Source organism: Sulfitobacter sp. TMED3 (genome assembly GCF_002167505.1).
Classification (GTDB): Bacteria; Pseudomonadota; Alphaproteobacteria; order Rhodobacterales; family Rhodobacteraceae; genus Sulfitobacter; species Sulfitobacter pontiacus.
In genome coordinates this window covers 1-16,215 of the sequence record NZ_NHBI01000029.1, presented here as the reverse complement: position 1 = coordinate 16,215, position 16,215 = coordinate 1, and the positions used below count along the sequence as shown (strand labels likewise).

The window sequence follows — 16,215 nt, the reverse complement described above, 5'->3', positions numbered from 1 at the left end:
TGGCCCGCTAATCGTGACATCACCGGTCAGACCATAATCCGCGCCAGAAAGATCAAGCCCCGTGATCTGAACCGGTGTGCCTTCGGTATAGGCGATGGTTGTACGCCCCTTGATGGACTGGCCGACCGCTTCGGAAACCGCGGCGTTGGTCAGCGTCAGCCCGTCAGCCGAGAATGCCAGATCGCCCATGAATTCGCCGACGGTCCCTGCCGCACCTTGCAACGTCCCGTTTAACTTCAGTTGTGTCGCGTCAATCGCCAGCGCGTCTGTGGCCAGTTCGGTCACGTCGAACGTCGCGTCAATCGAGTCGCCATCTTGCGCGTTATAATTCACATCAAGCCCGACGCGCCGCACGTAGGTATCGCCCCCGGCCACTGGCAGCAAAACGCGACTGCCATCGGCGCTGGCGACAGTGCCCGTGATGTCGATCAGGCTGGGCCAGTTGTCGCTGTTCAGTGTGACCTTGCCCTGCAATTCCGCGGATTGCGCCTTGAGGGCGAAATCGCTGACCTCGACACCGCCTTCGGCCTGAACCAAAGCATCCACGTTCAGCGCGACATCGGGGCCAAAAAACTCGCGGTATTGCGACAGGATCAGCGCGGTCACGTCGCCGTTCAGGTCGGCCTGAATACGGCGGTCGGGCGCTGTGCTATCGCCTTGGGCAGCAACGATAACCTGTCCGGCGAGCCGTTGTTCCCCGTCGGTCGAAAGGTTGATATCTGTCGCAAAATCAGAAAGCGGCCCCTGCCCCGCAATCACCAGATCGACAGAGGGCTCATCAGGCAGTTTAAGCGTGCGCGAGATGATGCCCTTGGCTTCCTCTGAAAGGGTCACGGCCATATCCAGCAGGCTGTCATTGCGATCCAGATCAGCGGTGATCTTGAACTCGCCCTTCTTGCCATCGGTGCGCGCCGCCAGAATATCGACCGTCGCCGTATCGTCGTTCAACAGCGCGCTGGCTTGAACGGTTAGTGTGGCCGCTTCGCCCAGAATTGGCGCACCCAGATTGATCTCGTCGACCGAAAAGTCAGCCACATCAATGGCGACGGGCAGATCGGGGATCGCCGGAAAGGTAAACGGTTCCGCCTCCGGATCGGGCAGCGTTTCTTGCTGCGCCACCGGCAATCGCGGCACGCTCAGGCGTTTTGCGGTCAGGGCCTGCACCTCCAGCCGACCGCGCAACAGTGCGGAGCGGTTCCAGTCCAACTCCACCTCTTCCAGCGTCAGCCAGACCCCTTGGTCGTCGGCGATGGTCATCCGGTCGAACCGCGCGCGCGAGCTGAGCGCACCCGCGAAACCGTCAATACTGACCGTGCGGCCCGCGCCGCTGAGGGCGTCTTGGATCGTGCGGGTCAGGAAGCCTTTGTCGTCCTCTTGGGCCGAAACGACAGAGCCGACAAAGATCAGGGCGAAAACCAGAAAGCTGCGCATGAAGTGGATCAAAACGATTGTCCAATACCGATATAAACTTGAAAATTCTCACCTGTTTCGGGGCCCGACACAGGCACCGCGAGGTCCACGCGGATGGGGCCGATGCCCGTGGCATAGCGCAGACCAAGACCCGCGCCTGACTGCCAAGTACCTGACCCGTCGTAGAATTCCTCGGCACCGATGTAGCCCGCGTCGGCAAAGGCAACGACGCCGATCTTGTCGCGTACCTGCCAACGTGCCTCTGCGGATAGGCCAGCAAAGCTGCGACCGCCCACCGTATCGCCACTGGCCAGATCAACGCCAAGCGATTGGTAGGGTTGCCCGCGCACGGTGCCGCCGCCGCCGGAATAGAACAGATAGTCCGCGGGCGATTCAGCCAGCGTCGGGCCATAGACCGACCCAAGCTGTCCCCGCAGGGCAAAGGTGACGGGCCGCGTGGTGCCAAAGGTTTTATAGCCGCGCACGTCGATATAGGTGCGCACGCCGTTATCCGACCCCGACAGCGCCACAAAAGGCGTCACGCTGGCCTTGGCATAATAGCCGTCTTTCGCATCAAGCCGATTGTCGCGGTAATCATGTTCCGCGCTTAGGGGCAGCGTCAGCAAGGTATATTTGTTCTCGCCAAAAGCGTCGCGGGTTTCAGCCGTCCGCAAACCGACACCAAGCGTATAGGTCCGTTCCTCACTGGCGATGCGTTCGATCCCGGCCTCAAGGTCGAGCTGACGCGAGAAATAGTTCACCTCGTCAAGCTGTTCGATCTCGGCCAGCGCGTAGAAATTCGTGTCGGCGTTAAAGGTCGCAGGGCGCTCAAAACGTGTGCCAAGACGATAATCCGTGCCGCCGGAATTGCCGCCGATCCCCGACACCTCGCCCTCGATACGTAGGCTTTCGGCCCCGCCCAGCAGGTTACGGTGCAGCCAGTAGGTGCTAACGCTGAGCCCTTCAAGCGACGACAGTTCCCCGCCGAAACCAAAGCGTCGCTTGGGCGCGTCAGTGATCTGCGCTGTAATTGGCAGAACATCGGGCGCGGTGATTTGCTCGGCCTCGATCATCGCGACAGAGCTGAACGCGCCCGTGCGCCGCAACCGTGTGGCGGCCAGATCAAGTTGCTCTTGTGAATAGACCTCTCCGGTGGGCAGGCCGGCGATTTTGACAATCCGGCGCAGGCGCACATCGCTTTTTCCCTTTACCGTCAACTCTCCGAAACGCAGGCGCGGTCCTGGACGCAGACGCAGGGTTGCTGCCAGCGTGGCATCGGGCACACGGGCGGTCAGCTGCTGGTCGGCCAGTTCGGCTTTGGCGTGGCCCTGATCGCGCCAGCCTTCGATACCGGCGGCGACGGTCTCTTTCATGACGCCGAGACTTGCGGTTTCACCTGCGGCGAATTGTTCGGGCAACTTGGTTTCGGGGGCGACTGGGGCGATTTCGGCCTTGGAAAAGCTGAACTTGCGACCGGTTTCGATGTTGATCACAGCGCGGTTGATCTGGCGCGGCGGGGCGACCGGCGCGATGGCAGAGGCGTCTACACCGTCGATGGTAATCTTGATGACGGCAGCAAAATACCCTTCGTCATAGAGCACGGCCAGAAGGCGGGCATAATCGGCCTGCGCGGCGGCCAAAAGCTCTTGCGTGGTGGGGTCTGCATCTTCGTCCGTTTGTTCGCGCAGCAGCGATCCGCCGAGCACCGTTTCGTATAGATCAGAATCCTTATCGATGCCGGTGATGTCGAGCGTCGCCGCAAAACCCGCCGTGCATCCTCCCCAGACCAAAGCTGCCGCAGCCGTAGACGCCCGCAGGAACTTTGCAAAACTGTCTGATTGAAAATGCCCCATGCGGTGCTCCCTGTACTCATAGAACGACGTGCCGTTGGGTGAGACATAGAGCGCGCGACCGCAACGTCAGCAAACTTGTTTATTATTCTCTTGTGCATAGCGGAAACCGCCTGCCATCGGCAAACAGTCTGTTGGTCAAAATCGCGATTGTGAACCGCAAAACACATCCGGTTATGTCATTTTACGCAAGCAGGCGGAAGTTTGCCGTGAAATTGGGGGCGCGTATGCAAAACGCCCGCCAGGGGGAACCTGACGGGCGTTCTTTTCAAGGCCGTGCGAAACGGCCAGTGGCCGGTGGTTAGGCCGATTTCGCGAGGTTGCGCAGCACGTAGTGCAGAACGCCACCGTGTTCGATGTATTCAATCTCGATCGCGGTATCGATCCGGCATTTGATCATGATCTCTTTGACCGAGCCGTCTGCCATTGTGATCGTGCAGGGCACTTCTTGCAGCGGCTTGATGGTGTCCAGACCGCTGATCGAAACGGTTTCGTCACCGGCCAGGCCCAGGCTCTTGCGGGTGTCGCCGTTGGTGAACTCGAACGGGATAACACCCATGCCAACCAGGTTGGAGCGGTGGATACGTTCAAAGTTCTCGGCGATGACCGCCTTGACGCCCAGCAACGCCGTGCCTTTGGCCGCCCAGTCACGGGACGAACCCGCGCCGTATTGTTCACCACCGAAGATGACCAGCGGCGTGCCGTTTTCCTGATGCGCCATAGCCGCGTCAAAGATCGAGGTCTGTTCGCCATCGGGGCCTTTGGTATAGCCGCCCTCAACACCGTCCAGCATTTCGTTCTTGATACGGATGTTGGCGAATGTGCCGCGCATCATGACTTCGTGGTTACCACGGCGGCTACCGTACGAGTTGAATTCACGCACAGGCACCTGACGTTCCACCAGATACTGACCCGCTGGCGTGGTTTCCTTGAAGGAACCGGCAGGCGAGATGTGGTCGGTTGTGATCATGTCACCCAGAACGGCAAGCACTTTGGCGTTCTCGATGTTGGTGATCACACCCGGCTCTGGCGACATGCCCTGGAAGTAGGGCGGGTTCTGCACATAGGTCGAGGTTGGTGGCCAGTCATAGGTCTTGGCGTCGGTGGTTTCGACGGACTGCCACTTTTCGTCGCCCTTGAAGACGTCGGCATATTTTTCCTGGAAGGCTTCGCGGGTCACGGTCTGCTCGACCAGATCAGCGACTTCCTTGGATGTTGGCCAGATGTCTTTCAGATAGACGTCGTTGCCGTCCTTGTCCTGACCCAGCGGGCTGTTGGCCAGATCGACGTTCATGTCACCGACCAGCGCGTATGCCACGACCAGGGGAGGCGACGCCAGATAGTTGGCGCGCACATCAGGCGAAATCCGCCCTTCAAAGTTCCGGTTACCCGAGAGGATCGATGTCCCGATCAGGTCGTAGTCGTTGATCGCCTTGCTGATCGGTGCTTCGAGCGGGCCGGAGTTACCGATACAGGTGGTGCAGCCATACCCGACGAGGTTGAAGCCGATGGCGTCCAGATCCTCTTGCAGGTTTGCGGCCTCTAGATAGGCGGACACAACCTGGCTACCGGGCGCGAGCGACGTCTTGACCCAAGGCTTGCGGGTCAGACCCAAGGCGCGCGCCTTGCGTGCAACCAGACCCGCACCGATCATCACATAGGGGTTGGACGTGTTGGTGCACGATGTGATCGACGCAATGACGATGGACCCGTCATGCAGCTGGTAGTTGCCATCTTCGGTCTGGACGTAGCCACGCTTGTGGTTGCCCTCGTCGCCGGGGATGTCGCGAGGCTCGGGCTGGCCGCCCTCACCTTCCCAACGGACTTCGGCGTTGGCTGTGGTGTCTTTACCTTCGCGCACGCCTTTCACGTATTCTGCAAATGCAGTGTGTGCCGAGGTCAGTGCGATGTAGTCTTGCGGACGCTTCGGACCCGAGATCGCAGGCACGATGGTGCCCATGTCGAGCGACAGTGTGTCGGTATAAACCGGCGCATAATCATCGCCGCGCCACATGCCGTTTTCCTTGGCATAGGCTTCGACCAGCGCGATGCGGTCTTCATCACGGCCGGTGGTGCGCATGTAACGCAGGGTTTCGGCGTCGATCGGGAAGAAACCACATGTCGCACCGTATTCGGGAGCCATGTTGGCGATTGTCGCGCGGTCCGCCAGAGGCAGGCTATCAAGGCCGGCACCGTAGAATTCGACGAATTTGCCAACCACGCCCTTCTCGCGCAGCATTTCGACCACTTTCAGAACCAGATCGGTCCCGGTGGTGCCTTCCATCATGGCACCGGTCAGTTCAAAGCCGATCACCTCGGGGATCAACATCGAAATCGGCTGACCCAGCATCGCGGCTTCGGCCTCGATCCCGCCAACGCCCCAGCCCAGAACGGCCATGCCGTTTACCATTGTAGTGTGGCTGTCGGTCCCAACGAGCGTGTCAGGATATGCGACTTCGACGCCGTCCTGATCCTTGTCGGTCCAGACGGTCTGCGCCAGATATTCAAGGTTCACCTGGTGGCAGATGCCGGTGCCGGGGGGCACAACGCGGAAGTTGTTAAACGCCTTCTGGCCCCATTTCAGGAAGGTGTAGCGTTCGATGTTGCGCTCGTATTCGCGGTCAACGTTCATCTGGAACGCGCGCGGATTGCCGAATTCGTCGATCATGACCGAGTGGTCGATGACAAGATCAACAGGGTTCAGCGGGTTAATCTTGTCGGCATCGCCACCCAAGGCAACCAGCCCGTCGCGCATCGCCGCAAGGTCGACAACTGCGGGAACGCCGGTGAAATCCTGCATCAACACGCGTGCGGGACGGTAAGCGATCTCGCGCGGGTTCTGGCCGCCCTTGGCACCCCATTCGGCGAAGGCCTTGATGTCATCGACGGTGACAGTTTTGCCATCTTCGAAACGCAGCATGTTTTCAAGCACCACCTTAAGCGCGGCTGGCAAGTTGGAGAAATCACCCAGACCGGCTTCCTGCGCTGCAGGAATCGAATAATAAGCGATGGATTGGCTGCCCGAAGATAGAGTTTTGCGGGTTTTGGCGGTGTCCTGGCCAACGAAGATGGTCATGGATGGCTCCCTTTATGGGTTAAAAAAGGTCGGTGACTTGGGGCCTAAATGCCTTATTGCGCGGGTCGTTTCAACTGCAAACACGCGCTTCCGGCGCTTTTGTATACCGTTGTGTACTGGATCGAGGCATTTCATACGCAATCCCGTGACGTTACAGCGCCTCAACAAAGGTTGAGTGGTAATTACAACGGGTGCAGTCTACGAATTGTGCATCCAAACCGAAAGTACCCTGCGATGCCCCGCCTGTTTACGTCCCTGATCGCCGCTGGCCTGCTGTCCATAGCGCCCGCCTTTGCTCAGGACCGCCCCGTTGTCGTCGAACTCTATACCTCGCAAGGGTGCTCTTCCTGCCCTCCGGCTGACGAGATGTTTGCCGAGCTGTCCAAACGGGACGACGTGATCGCGCTGGCGCTGCATGTGGATTATTGGGACTATATCGGCTGGCAAGACCCCTTTGGTGCGCCTGCGCACGCCAAACGCCAGCGCGCCTATGCGCTGACTGGTGGGCGGACGTCGATTTACACGCCCGAGATGATCGTCAACGGCCAGTCCGATGTGGTCGGTGCCAAACCCATGAAGCTGATGGAGGCGATCAACAAGCACAAAGAAGACGCCCCGCAGGTCGACCTATCTATCGCACGGGACGGGGAAACCCTGCGCATCAACGCACATACCGTATCGGGTGCCGCCGGACCGTTTGACGTGCACATGTTGCGCTATCATCCGATGGCGGTCACGCAGGTCAAACGCGGAGAAAACGCGGGCCACACGTTCGAGAATTATAACATCGTCGAAGGCTGGCAGACGGTTGACCAGTGGGACGGGCAAGCGCCGCTATCGCTCTCTGCCGCCATCACCGGCGATATGCCGGTGGTTGTGCTTGTGCAGCGCAGCAACGCGGGGCCGATCGTGGCAGCGGCGCGGATCAAGTAGTCGCTCAAAACACCTAGATGTTTAGGCATTAATTGTCGTGGATGCGCCAGCGACGATGGACCCAGAACCATTGCTCGGGATCCGCATTGACCCGTGCGGTAAGACTGTCATTCAACGCCTGCGTCATCGCGACAGCATCGCTGTGTGGCACAGGTGCCTCCAGCACCGTGTCGAATGACACCCCATCAGCTTGTCGAATGCCGTAGAACGGGATCAACAGCGCGTCATAGCGCAATGCCAGCTCGGCGGCAGAAAGCGCTGTATTGGCAGGTTGCCCCAAGAAATCGAGCGCCGGCGCGCCAAAGACGTGTTGATCAAACAGCAATACCAGCTGCCCGCCCTCTTTTAGATGCCGTACGAAACCCGCCGTGCCGCGCCGGCCTTGCGGGAAGACAGGGCCGCCGAAAGCCTCCATCGTTTGGACATAATGCGCGTTGAAATAGGGGTTCTTCATGTTGCGGTAGAGCCCGCCAATGTCATAGCCCCGCGCCACAAGGCAGGCACGCATCGCTTCGTAGTTGCCATAGTGGCCCGTCACCAGAATGACCGGCTTGCCTTGTTCTGCCGCTTTTTCCAGCGCCGCGACGCCTGCGCCGGTCGGCGTATTCTTTGCCATACGCTTGGGGAAGTCGCGCGCCGAATAGTTTTCTATAAAGCTGCGCCCCACGTTGTTAAGGCACTTTGAAGCAATTTCTGCGCGCCGTTCTTGCGGCATCTGCGGCCAGATCATCGCGAGATTTTCAAGCGCCCGCGCCCGATATCCCGCGACCGGACCGATCACATGTTGAACGACCCAACCGACGAAGGCTATGCGCGCTTTATACGGCAGCACCAAAGCCAGCCGAATAAGGCCAACGATAAAGGCATTGGTCAGGTAGTGCCCTGCACGTCGGCTAAATCGAACGTTCTTGGGATATTTGGGACTGGCCATGCGCATCTGCCTGCAAGGAAAAGCGCCCCTAAGGGGCGGGGCCTGCCGTTCATACCGCGCAGGGCCCCGCGCAACAAGCGTGTTTCACCCGGGCGGCAATGCGCCACCGGATGGTTAATAGCTAAACGTCTGACCGGTTGCGATCGCTGTCCGCAAGGAGGTTTCGGCCCATGTCCCTGCCCCGCCATGCGCACGAATGGCACGAAGTTCGGCCAAAGCTTCGGGGATGTCGCCCTGTTCTACCAGAGCTTGCCCGCGATAGGACCGCGCGAGAACATTCGCAGGGTTGGCTGCCAGCGCACGCGCATAGAACGCCATTCCGCCAGCTTGGTCGCCCATTTTGCGCGTCGTGAACCCCATGTAGGTCAAGCGACGATCGTCGTGCTCAGGCATAGCGGCAAGTACGATCTGCGCAGCCGAATATTCCCCAGCATAGGCCAGTTCACGAACAGTTTGATAAAGGTCATCCGGTGTTAGCCGGCTATCCTTTGCATCGATACAGGTCTTTGACTTCTTGTCATACACCTGCCCGCCTTCGCATTTCACAACGGGCTTCGGTGGGGACGTATCATTGGAGCCAGCGGCAAAGGCCGCGAAAGGCATAGCCAATGACAGGATGGACGCAAACACAACACGCATACTCAAACACTCCTGAACTAAATACACGGCTGATGTTAGACGATCCGCGCCATAGATAAAACATTAGGTTCCAGCCTAACGTCACGATATGGCGCGAGATAGGGCATTAATACGCAGCTTTTGAATCAAAAAGGCTGCACCGCCGTCAAGCGATGCAGCCCTGAATGCCTGCGCGTGTATCAGTCCTTGAAGACGCGCTTAAAGATCGTATCAACATGTTTGGTATGGTAACCTAGATCGAATTTTTCTTCGATCTCTTCTGCACTTAGTGCGGCCAGAACCTCTTCGTCAGCCAGCAGCTCGGTCTTGAAATCCTTGCCGTCTTCCCAGACCTTCATGGCGTTGCGCTGAACCAGCTTGTAGCTGTCTTCGCGGCTCACGCCGGCCTGCGTGAGCGCGAGCAAAACACGTTGCGACATCACAAGACCGCTAAACTTGTTCATATTTGCCAGCATGTTGTCAGGATAAATTAGCATATTGTCGATGACGCCGGTCAAACGGTGCAGCGCGAAGTCAAGGGTGATGGTGGTGTCGGGGCCGATCGCACGCTCCACGCTCGAGTGGGAGATATCGCGTTCATGCCACATGGTGACGTTTTCCATCGCTGGAATCACAGCCATGCGAATTGTACGGGCCAGCCCGGTCAGGTTCTCGGTCAGCACAGGATTTTTCTTGTGCGGCATCGCCGAAGACCCCTTCTGACCCGCCGAGAAAAACTCAGCCCCTTCCAAGACTTCGGTCCGTTGCATGTGCCGCACTTCGGTCGCAACGTTCTCGATAGAGCTGGCGATCACACCAAGCGCTGCGAAGAATGCAGCATGACGGTCACGGGGGATGATCTGCGTGCTCACGGGTTCGGGCGACAGGCCCAGCTTTTCGCAGACATGTTCCTCGACCCGCGGATCGATATTCGCAAATGTCCCCACNGCNCCGGAAATCGCACCCGTAGCAATCTCGGAGCGTGCNGTNTTCAGCCGCGTCAGGTTGCGGTCCATCTCTGCATAAAAGCGCGCAAAGGTAAGGCCCATNGTTGTGGGTTCAGCGTGGATCCCGTGGCTGCGCCCGACGCGNACAGTATTTTTATGTTCCATGGCACGGCGTTTCAGCGCGGCCAGCAGCAANCCCATGTCTTCGATCAGAATATCAGCTGCGCGGGTTAATTGCACGTTAAAGCAGGTGTCCAATACGTCAGAAGAGGTCATCCCCTGGTGCACAAANCGCGCCTCGTCGCTNCCNACATGTTCGGCCAAATGGGTCAAAAANGCGATAACGTCATGTTTTGTAACGGCTTCAATCTCGTCAATTCGCGCGACATCNAACTCGACATCTTTGGCNTTCCAAACCGCCTCCGCATTCTCGCGCGGGATCACCCCAAGGTCGGCCATGGCGTCACAGGCATGCGCCTCGATCTCGTACCAGATGCGGAACTTGGTTTCGGGGGACCAGATCGCAACCATCTCGGGGCGGGAATAACGGGGAATCATGTGGTGATACCTTTGTTTTGGGGTGTTTTGATGTACGCGCGGGATAGACCGCGGGGGGGTAAAGAACAAGTCTGAACCCTTGTGCCACCAAGGCAGGGATGTTTGCTGCCTCGCCCATAGGCGCCTCCGGCGGGAGNTTATGGGGCAAAATGAAGGAGAGCNGGGTTTGTCCCATTCTGGTCTGGCAGTTTACCTTCGGACAGGCAAAGGTGCCGCAAACTGAATATATTACGCCATTAGGGAATCGCTAAGAAATGTCTGATACGTCTCGCTTAAGCCCCGCTACGATTGCTGCCCAAGCAGCGGGAGCGGTTGATGCGCAAACCGGCGGGGTGGTCCCGGCTCTGCCTATGGCCACGACCTATCTGCGGGATGAAGCATACCAACCGCTGCGTGNAGACAACATNTATCTGCGCGATCAGAGCGATATTGTACGNGTTGCAGAAAAAGTGCTCTCTCAACTGGAGGGGGCGAAAGAATCGCTGNTGTTCCCGTCAGGCATGGCAGCGCTTGCCGCCGTCTTCCGTACCGTCCCAAATGGCGGGCGCGTGCTGGTGCAAAGCCAGATTTACTGGGGCACCACCAAGTGGATCCGGGATTTCTGCACCCGGCGTGACATTGANCTGCGAGAGGTCGAAGCCTCTGACAAGGCGGCGTTTGCCGCCGCCTGCGAGAGCTTTAGACCAACCTTGGCGCTCATCGAAACGCCATCAAACCCGTGGCTTCGCGTGGNCGATATCCAAGCTGCGGCTGATGCGGTGCATAGCGCGGGTGGGTTGCTNGTGGTGGATAGCACGGCCGCGACGCCGATTCTGCAACAGCCGCTTAAACACGGTGCCGACGTTGTAATGCATTCTGCCACAAAGGGCATTAATGGACATTCGGACGTATTGGCGGGCGTTCTGGCGACCAATGACGTCACGGGCCGCGTGTGGGAAGATATCAAAGCGGACCGGCATGATGCAGGCGCGGTTATCGGCCCGTTTGAAGCATGGTTGCTGGTCCGCGGGATGCGCACCCTGCCCCTGCGCGCCAAGCACATGTCGTGCAACGCCATGGAATTAGCAGAGTTTTTGCAAAATCACCCGAAAATCGAAGAGGTTCTCTATCCGGGTCTTGCGTCACATACGGGCCACGAATTGGCGACGCGGCAAATGTCAGGAGGATTTGGGTCGCTTTTGTCTTGCATTGTAAAGGGNGGCGGCGCAGCGGCGCTGGAGGTTGTCGGCAAGCTGGAAGTTTTTCATCGCGCAACGTCTTTGGGCGGGGTCGAAAGCCTTGTCGAACACCGCCACACTATCGAACCCCACACCGGGATTCCCGAAGGGTTGCTGCGTTTATCGGTGGGGATTGAAGATATCGAAGATCTAAAACGCGACTTGAGCCAAGCGCTTGATGCATAAAGATACTTCGGGGCGCTCGCGCCCCGGGACCCCATGTCTTTCGAAGATGATTTGAAGGATACAACCAGTGGTGCGGTCGGAGAGACTCGAACTCTCACGGGTGTTACCCCACAGCGACCTCAACGCTGCGCGTCTACCATTCCGCCACGACCGCACGCCATGGTTGGTGAGGGTCGTTTAGACAAACTCTTTCACAAAGTGAAGAGCAAAATTGCGCCAGATTAAGTCCTTGTTCAGATTCGTGTGATTTATCATTCAATCGGGCGGGGTGGCTTGAAAAACAGTGCGAAGACGTAAACTTAAAGGAGGATATGAATCGAGGAACAATATGACCCAAGCGCCCATAGATCCCCCTGCCCTGCAGATCGACATCGTTTCTGACGTGATGTGCCCTTGGTGTATTGTCGGGTACCGCCAGCTAGAGCAGGCGTTAGCCGCCTTGAACATCGGCGCGTTCATCCGATGGCACCCTTTCGAGCTTAACCCCCAAATGGGCCCCGAAGGACAGAACCTGACCGAACATATTGCCGAAAAATATGGTGCATCGCCTGAGCAATCGGCGCAAAACCGTGCGCATCTTGTGCAGCTTGGCACCGAACTTGGAATCGACTTCAATTTCAACGCCGAAAGCCGCATCGTCAACAGCTTTGCTGCGCACCAACTGCTAGATTGGGCTCAGGATCAGAACCTGCAGCACCCTCTTAAGCTTGCTTTGTTTGAGGCACATTTTACGAAGGGATTGGATGTTTCAGACCAAAGTGTTCTTGTTGATGTCGCTGCAGATGTCGGATTGGATCGTAGTTCTGCGCAGGACGTTCTCGACAGCGGCAGCCATGTAGAACGTGTTCGCGAACGCCAGTCGGTTTGGACATCGCAGGGAATTTCTGGCGTGCCTTCAATGATCTTTGCGGGAAAATACCTTGTGACCGGTGCGCAGGGTGTCGATAATTATGTGCAAATTATCCAAAAAGTAATTCAAGAGGTAAGCGCCGCGGAATGATCGTCTTGTTATCCTCGGCTCAATGGTGCGCACAGAATGGTTGAATGGATCACCTCCAAGGGCCTTGTCGATTACCGGGAAGCCGAAGCATGGATGGAGGAACGCGCGTCCCTTATCGCCGCGGGGAATGCCGATGAATGCGTCTGGCTTGTAGAGCATGCTCCGCTATATTCTGCCGGCACCTCAGCAAAATCGGAAGATTTGACTGACCCCAAGCGGTTTCCGGTATATGAAACGCGCCGCGGCGGACAATACACATACCATGGGCCGGGGCAGCGGGTTGTTTATGTGATGCTGGACGTCGGTAAACGCGGCCGGGATGTCAGACGTTTTGTTCAAGACCTTGAACATTGGGTGATCGCGACACTTGCAAGCTTTACCATCAAAGGCGAGATCAAGGAGGGGCGCGTCGGCGTCTGGGTGGAACGTCCCGAGAAACCGCTCGCGGCAGATGGCGGTATTCGCGAAGATAAAATCGCGGCGATCGGTATCCGGCTTCGAAAATGGGTCAGCTTTCACGGAATCAGCATAAATGTTGATCCAAATCTTGAGCATTTTTCCGGGATCGTCCCCTGTGGGATCCAAGAACATGGCGTTACGTCTTTAGTAGACCTTGGCCTGCCAGTTACGATGGAAGACGTTGATATCGCCCTGAAAGCGCAGTTCGACACGGTTTTCCCTCCGCTGTCTTAGTACGCGCCCAAAGACGGATAATGTACCTCGCCGCTCAAACGTTTCACTGCGCTCGTGCTATTTCCGCCGCGGCTTTACGGTTTCTTCATCGCTAGAGGCGTATGTCATCCAGCATGATGAGCACTTCTGACACCTCCTACCCCCGTCACTACAAGGCTGTGCGCCTCCGACACAGTTTGATAAATGATCTGTCTTTTTTCGTGCCCTGCGTCAAAGGCGGCCATTGCCCATATTGGCAAGCCGCACTAGAACGAACCTTAATTCAATGCGCGCCCCCTGTCGGGGTGTGAGTTGACAACCCAATCTCAGGAGGCACCGCATGGCAGACGCAGCCATTCACGGGCAAGACCATCACGACGAGCGCGGATTTTTCACGCGCTGGTTCATGTCCACAAACCACAAAGACATCGGGCTATTGTACCTGATTGTTTCGGCCCTCGTTGGCTTCATCTCTGTATGTTTCACCATATATATGCGTTTGGAGCTTATGCACCCAGGCGTGCAATATATGTGTATGGAAGGCGCGCGGTTTATCGCTGATAGCGCAGCGACCTGTACGCCAAACGGCCACCTTTGGAACGTTCTGATCACCGCGCACGGCATCTTGATGATGTTCTTCGTGGTTATTCCCGCTTTGTTCGGTGGTTTCGGTAACTATTTGATGCCATTGCAAATTGGCGCGCCTGACATGGCGTTCCCGCGGATGAACAACCTCTCTTTCTGGCTATATGTCGGCGGCACAACGCTTGCAGTCTGCTCCGTGCTGACACCCGGCGGCAGCGGCCAGCTTGGGTCAGGTGTGGGCTGGGTTCTCTATCCGCCGCTCTCTGTTCGTGAAGGCGGCATGTCGATGGATTTCGCGATTTTCGCTGTGCACGTATCCGGCGCGTCGTCGATCCTGGGTGCGATCAACATGATCACAACATTCCTCAACATGCGCGCCCCTGGCATGACGTTGTTCAAAGTGCCGCTGTTCAGCTGGTCCATCTTTGTTACAAGCTGGTTGATCCTTCTGTCCCTGCCCGTTTTGGCCGGTGCCATCACCATGCTTTTGATGGATCGCAACTTCGGATTCGCATTCTTTGACCCAGCAGGCGGTGGTGATCCAGTTCTGTATCAGCACATTCTGTGGTTTTTTGGTCACCCCGAAGTGTATATCATTATTCTTCCAGGCTTCGGCATCATCAGCCACGTCATCGCGACCTTCAGCCGCAAGCCTATCTTCGGATATCTTCCGATGGTTTGGGCGATCATTGCGATTGGCGCATTGGGCTTCGTCGTTTGGGCGCACCACATGTACACCGTTGGTATGTCTCTGAACCAACAAGCTTACTTCATGTTGGCCACCATGGTTATCGCGGTGCCGACGGGCGTTAAGGTATTCAGCTGGATTGCGACCATGTGGGGTGGTTCGGTTGAATTCAAAACACCTATGCTGTGGGCCTTCGGCTTCCTGTTTCTTTTCACCGTTGGCGGTGTGACAGGTATCGTTCTCTCGCAGGCAGCTGTGGACCGCTACTACCACGACACATACTATGTGGTTGCGCACTTCCACTATGTGATGAGCCTTGGTGCCGTCTTCGCGATCTTCGCCGGTATCTATTTCTACCTGCCGAAGTTCACGGGCCGCATGTATCCTGAATGGGCTGGCAAGCTGCACTTCTGGGCGATGTTCATTGGCGCGAACCTGACGTTCTTCCCACAGCACTTCCTGGGCCGTCAGGGCATGCCACGTCGCTATATCGATTACCCTGATGCTTTTGCATATTGGAACCTGTGGTCGTCGATCGGCGCGTTCCTCAGCTTTGCTTCCTTTATCTTCTTCTTCGGTGTTATGTTCTACACGTTGACACGTGGAGCCCGCAGCCCAGCTGCGAACCCTTGGAACGAATATGCGGACACTCTGGAATGGACGCTGGCAAGCCCCCCACCAGAGCATACGTTCGAAATTCTTCCCAAGCAGGAAGAATGGGACAAACAGCCTAGCCACTAAGCTAGCACAACATTGAAATGAGAGGCTCCAACGGCGGTTGGGGCCTTTTTTCGTTCTACCCGGGCTCTCGGTACAGTTGCATAAAGACGAATGTTTATCGACGGTTAGCCGAAATCTTACCGCGTCCCCCAGTAAAATAAGGGCTTGCCAAAATTGTCTGAAATTAATTTCGAAAAATGTTATTTTTCCTCTTGCGGCTCACCGCTGCTATGGGTATTCCACGCCCTACCAGAGGATGCGGGCGTAGCTCAGGGGTAGAGCATAACCTTGCCAAGGTTAGGGTCGGGCGTTCGAATCGCCTCGCCCGCTCCAACTGGTTCTCTGCTTACCCAGCAGGACAGCAAGGCCACCTTCGGGTGGCCTTTTGCTGTTCTGGGCCCCTAAAACTTTGAAGCTGATCACAGGCCTACAAAGAGCCAGCACACTTACCAGTTCGGACAACGGTCCGTTCATTGATGCCCAGTCTAGCACTATGATCAGGGATGAAGCAGGCACGGCTACGGCGCATAATATACTGTCGCCACAATGATACGCCCAAGCGGCACGTGACAATGCTTTGAATCGCCCCGAGTTTGTCGGAGACCATCAACTTAAGTAAGGATGATGGTTATGATAAAAAGCAAAATGGCAAATCGCTACTCGCCAGAAGTCCGCGCGCGTTTCAAGGCGGCCGAGGAGCGGCTCACTGAATTGGCTGCCCTCGGGGTCGTCAGCGAATCGACCTGGAATCACGACTCGCCGGGCACACACCTGCGTATGACCGCGCGCCACCTCAAGCGAGCCTGCACGCTCGCCGGAGTTCG

At 57.3% G+C, this 16,215-nt stretch carries 11 protein-coding genes and 2 tRNA genes; 7 read left to right on the top strand and 6 right to left on the bottom strand.

The genetic code is table 11. The features are described 5' to 3' along the window. Nucleotides 1-1,439: 1,439 nt before the first annotated feature. Together CBB63_RS08345 and acnA are read right to left on the bottom strand one after the other, a co-directional pair. Nucleotides 1,440-3,263, bottom strand: coding sequence for an autotransporter assembly complex protein TamA (locus tag CBB63_RS08345; RefSeq protein WP_286698813.1), 1,824 nt, complete (start codon nucleotides 3,261-3,263; stop codon nucleotides 1,440-1,442). A gap of 298 nt (nucleotides 3,264-3,561) precedes the next feature. Beyond that, nucleotides 3,562-6,336 carry an aconitate hydratase AcnA gene (gene acnA, locus CBB63_RS08340; RefSeq protein WP_286698812.1) on the bottom strand — a complete coding sequence of 925 codons (2,775 nt, stop codon included), beginning with the start codon at nucleotides 6,334-6,336 and terminating at the stop codon, nucleotides 3,562-3,564. A 234-nt stretch (nucleotides 6,337-6,570) separates the two neighbouring features. Here acnA and CBB63_RS08335 point away from each other — a divergent pair, with 234 nt between their 5' ends. Next, complete coding sequence (locus CBB63_RS08335; RefSeq protein WP_005854265.1) at nucleotides 6,571-7,269, top strand: DUF1223 domain-containing protein; 699 nt, start codon at nucleotides 6,571-6,573, stop codon at nucleotides 7,267-7,269. Nucleotides 7,270-7,297: 28 nt separating this feature from the next. Here CBB63_RS08335 and CBB63_RS08330 read toward each other — a convergent pair whose 3' ends face one another. From CBB63_RS08330 to purB, 3 genes are all read right to left on the bottom strand, one after another. After that, on the bottom strand, nucleotides 7,298-8,200 hold the full coding sequence (locus CBB63_RS08330) for a lysophospholipid acyltransferase family protein (protein WP_286698811.1): 903 nt from the start codon (nucleotides 8,198-8,200) through the stop codon (nucleotides 7,298-7,300). 114 nt (nucleotides 8,201-8,314) lie between these two features. Continuing rightward, the gene (locus tag CBB63_RS08325; protein WP_286698810.1) at nucleotides 8,315-8,839 is read right to left on the bottom strand and encodes a tetratricopeptide repeat protein; all 525 of its coding nucleotides are present in this window, start codon (nucleotides 8,837-8,839) and stop codon (nucleotides 8,315-8,317) included. Between the two features lie 179 nt (nucleotides 8,840-9,018). Continuing rightward, nucleotides 9,019-10,323: an adenylosuccinate lyase gene (purB, locus tag CBB63_RS08320; protein WP_286698809.1), complete on the bottom strand. Its 1,305-nt coding sequence runs from the start codon at nucleotides 10,321-10,323 to the stop codon at nucleotides 9,019-9,021. Between the two features lie 254 nt (nucleotides 10,324-10,577). On the opposite strand from purB, the gene CBB63_RS08315 reads away from it, so the two are divergent. After that, nucleotides 10,578-11,726 (top strand): trans-sulfuration enzyme family protein, encoded by a 1,149-nt coding sequence (locus CBB63_RS08315; RefSeq protein ID WP_286698808.1) that lies wholly within the window; start codon nucleotides 10,578-10,580, stop codon nucleotides 11,724-11,726. 68 nt (nucleotides 11,727-11,794) lie between these two features. Here CBB63_RS08315 and CBB63_RS08310 read toward each other — a convergent pair. Then, nucleotides 11,795-11,880: transfer RNA gene (locus tag CBB63_RS08310), tRNA-Leu, on the bottom strand. Between the two features lie 174 nt (nucleotides 11,881-12,054). On the opposite strand from CBB63_RS08310, the gene CBB63_RS08305 reads away from it, so the two are divergent. The 5 genes from CBB63_RS08305 to CBB63_RS08285 all read left to right on the top strand — a co-directional run. Further along, the gene (locus CBB63_RS08305; protein WP_037953807.1) at nucleotides 12,055-12,726 is read left to right on the top strand and encodes a DsbA family oxidoreductase; all 672 of its coding nucleotides are present in this window, start codon (nucleotides 12,055-12,057) and stop codon (nucleotides 12,724-12,726) included. Between the two features lie 36 nt (nucleotides 12,727-12,762). Beyond that, nucleotides 12,763-13,419: a lipoyl(octanoyl) transferase LipB gene (gene lipB / locus CBB63_RS08300; protein ID WP_286698807.1), complete on the top strand. Its 657-nt coding sequence runs from the start codon at nucleotides 12,763-12,765 to the stop codon at nucleotides 13,417-13,419. A gap of 319 nt (nucleotides 13,420-13,738) precedes the next feature. After that, entirely contained in the window at nucleotides 13,739-15,412 is a 1,674-nt protein-coding gene (gene ctaD / locus CBB63_RS08295; protein WP_005854284.1) for a cytochrome c oxidase subunit I, read from the top strand. Nucleotides 15,413-15,649: 237 nt separating this feature from the next. Beyond that, a tRNA-Gly gene (locus CBB63_RS08290) sits at nucleotides 15,650-15,724 on the top strand. A 297-nt stretch (nucleotides 15,725-16,021) separates the two neighbouring features. Further along, nucleotides 16,022-16,215: hypothetical protein (locus CBB63_RS08285; RefSeq protein ID WP_286698806.1), on the top strand; the 194-nt coding region annotated here is incomplete at its 3' end.

Coding starts and splice junctions, on each gene's coding strand:
- CBB63_RS08345 (WP_286698813.1), bottom strand. CDS start 3,263: ATGGGGCATTTTCAATCAGACAGTTTTGCAAAGTTCCTGCGGGCGTCT.
- acnA (WP_286698812.1), bottom strand. CDS start 6,336: ATGACCATCTTCGTTGGCCAGGACACCGCCAAAACCCGCAAAACTCTA.
- CBB63_RS08335 (WP_005854265.1), top strand. CDS start 6,571: ATGCCCCGCCTGTTTACGTCCCTGATCGCCGCTGGCCTGCTGTCCATA.
- CBB63_RS08330 (WP_286698811.1), bottom strand. CDS start 8,200: ATGGCCAGTCCCAAATATCCCAAGAACGTTCGATTTAGCCGACGTGCA.
- CBB63_RS08325 (WP_286698810.1), bottom strand. CDS start 8,839: ATGCGTGTTGTGTTTGCGTCCATCCTGTCATTGGCTATGCCTTTCGCG.
- CBB63_RS08305 (WP_037953807.1), top strand. CDS start 12,055: ATGACCCAAGCGCCCATAGATCCCCCTGCCCTGCAGATCGACATCGTT.
- lipB (WP_286698807.1), top strand. CDS start 12,763: ATGGTTGAATGGATCACCTCCAAGGGCCTTGTCGATTACCGGGAAGCC.
- ctaD (WP_005854284.1), top strand. CDS start 13,739: ATGGCAGACGCAGCCATTCACGGGCAAGACCATCACGACGAGCGCGGA.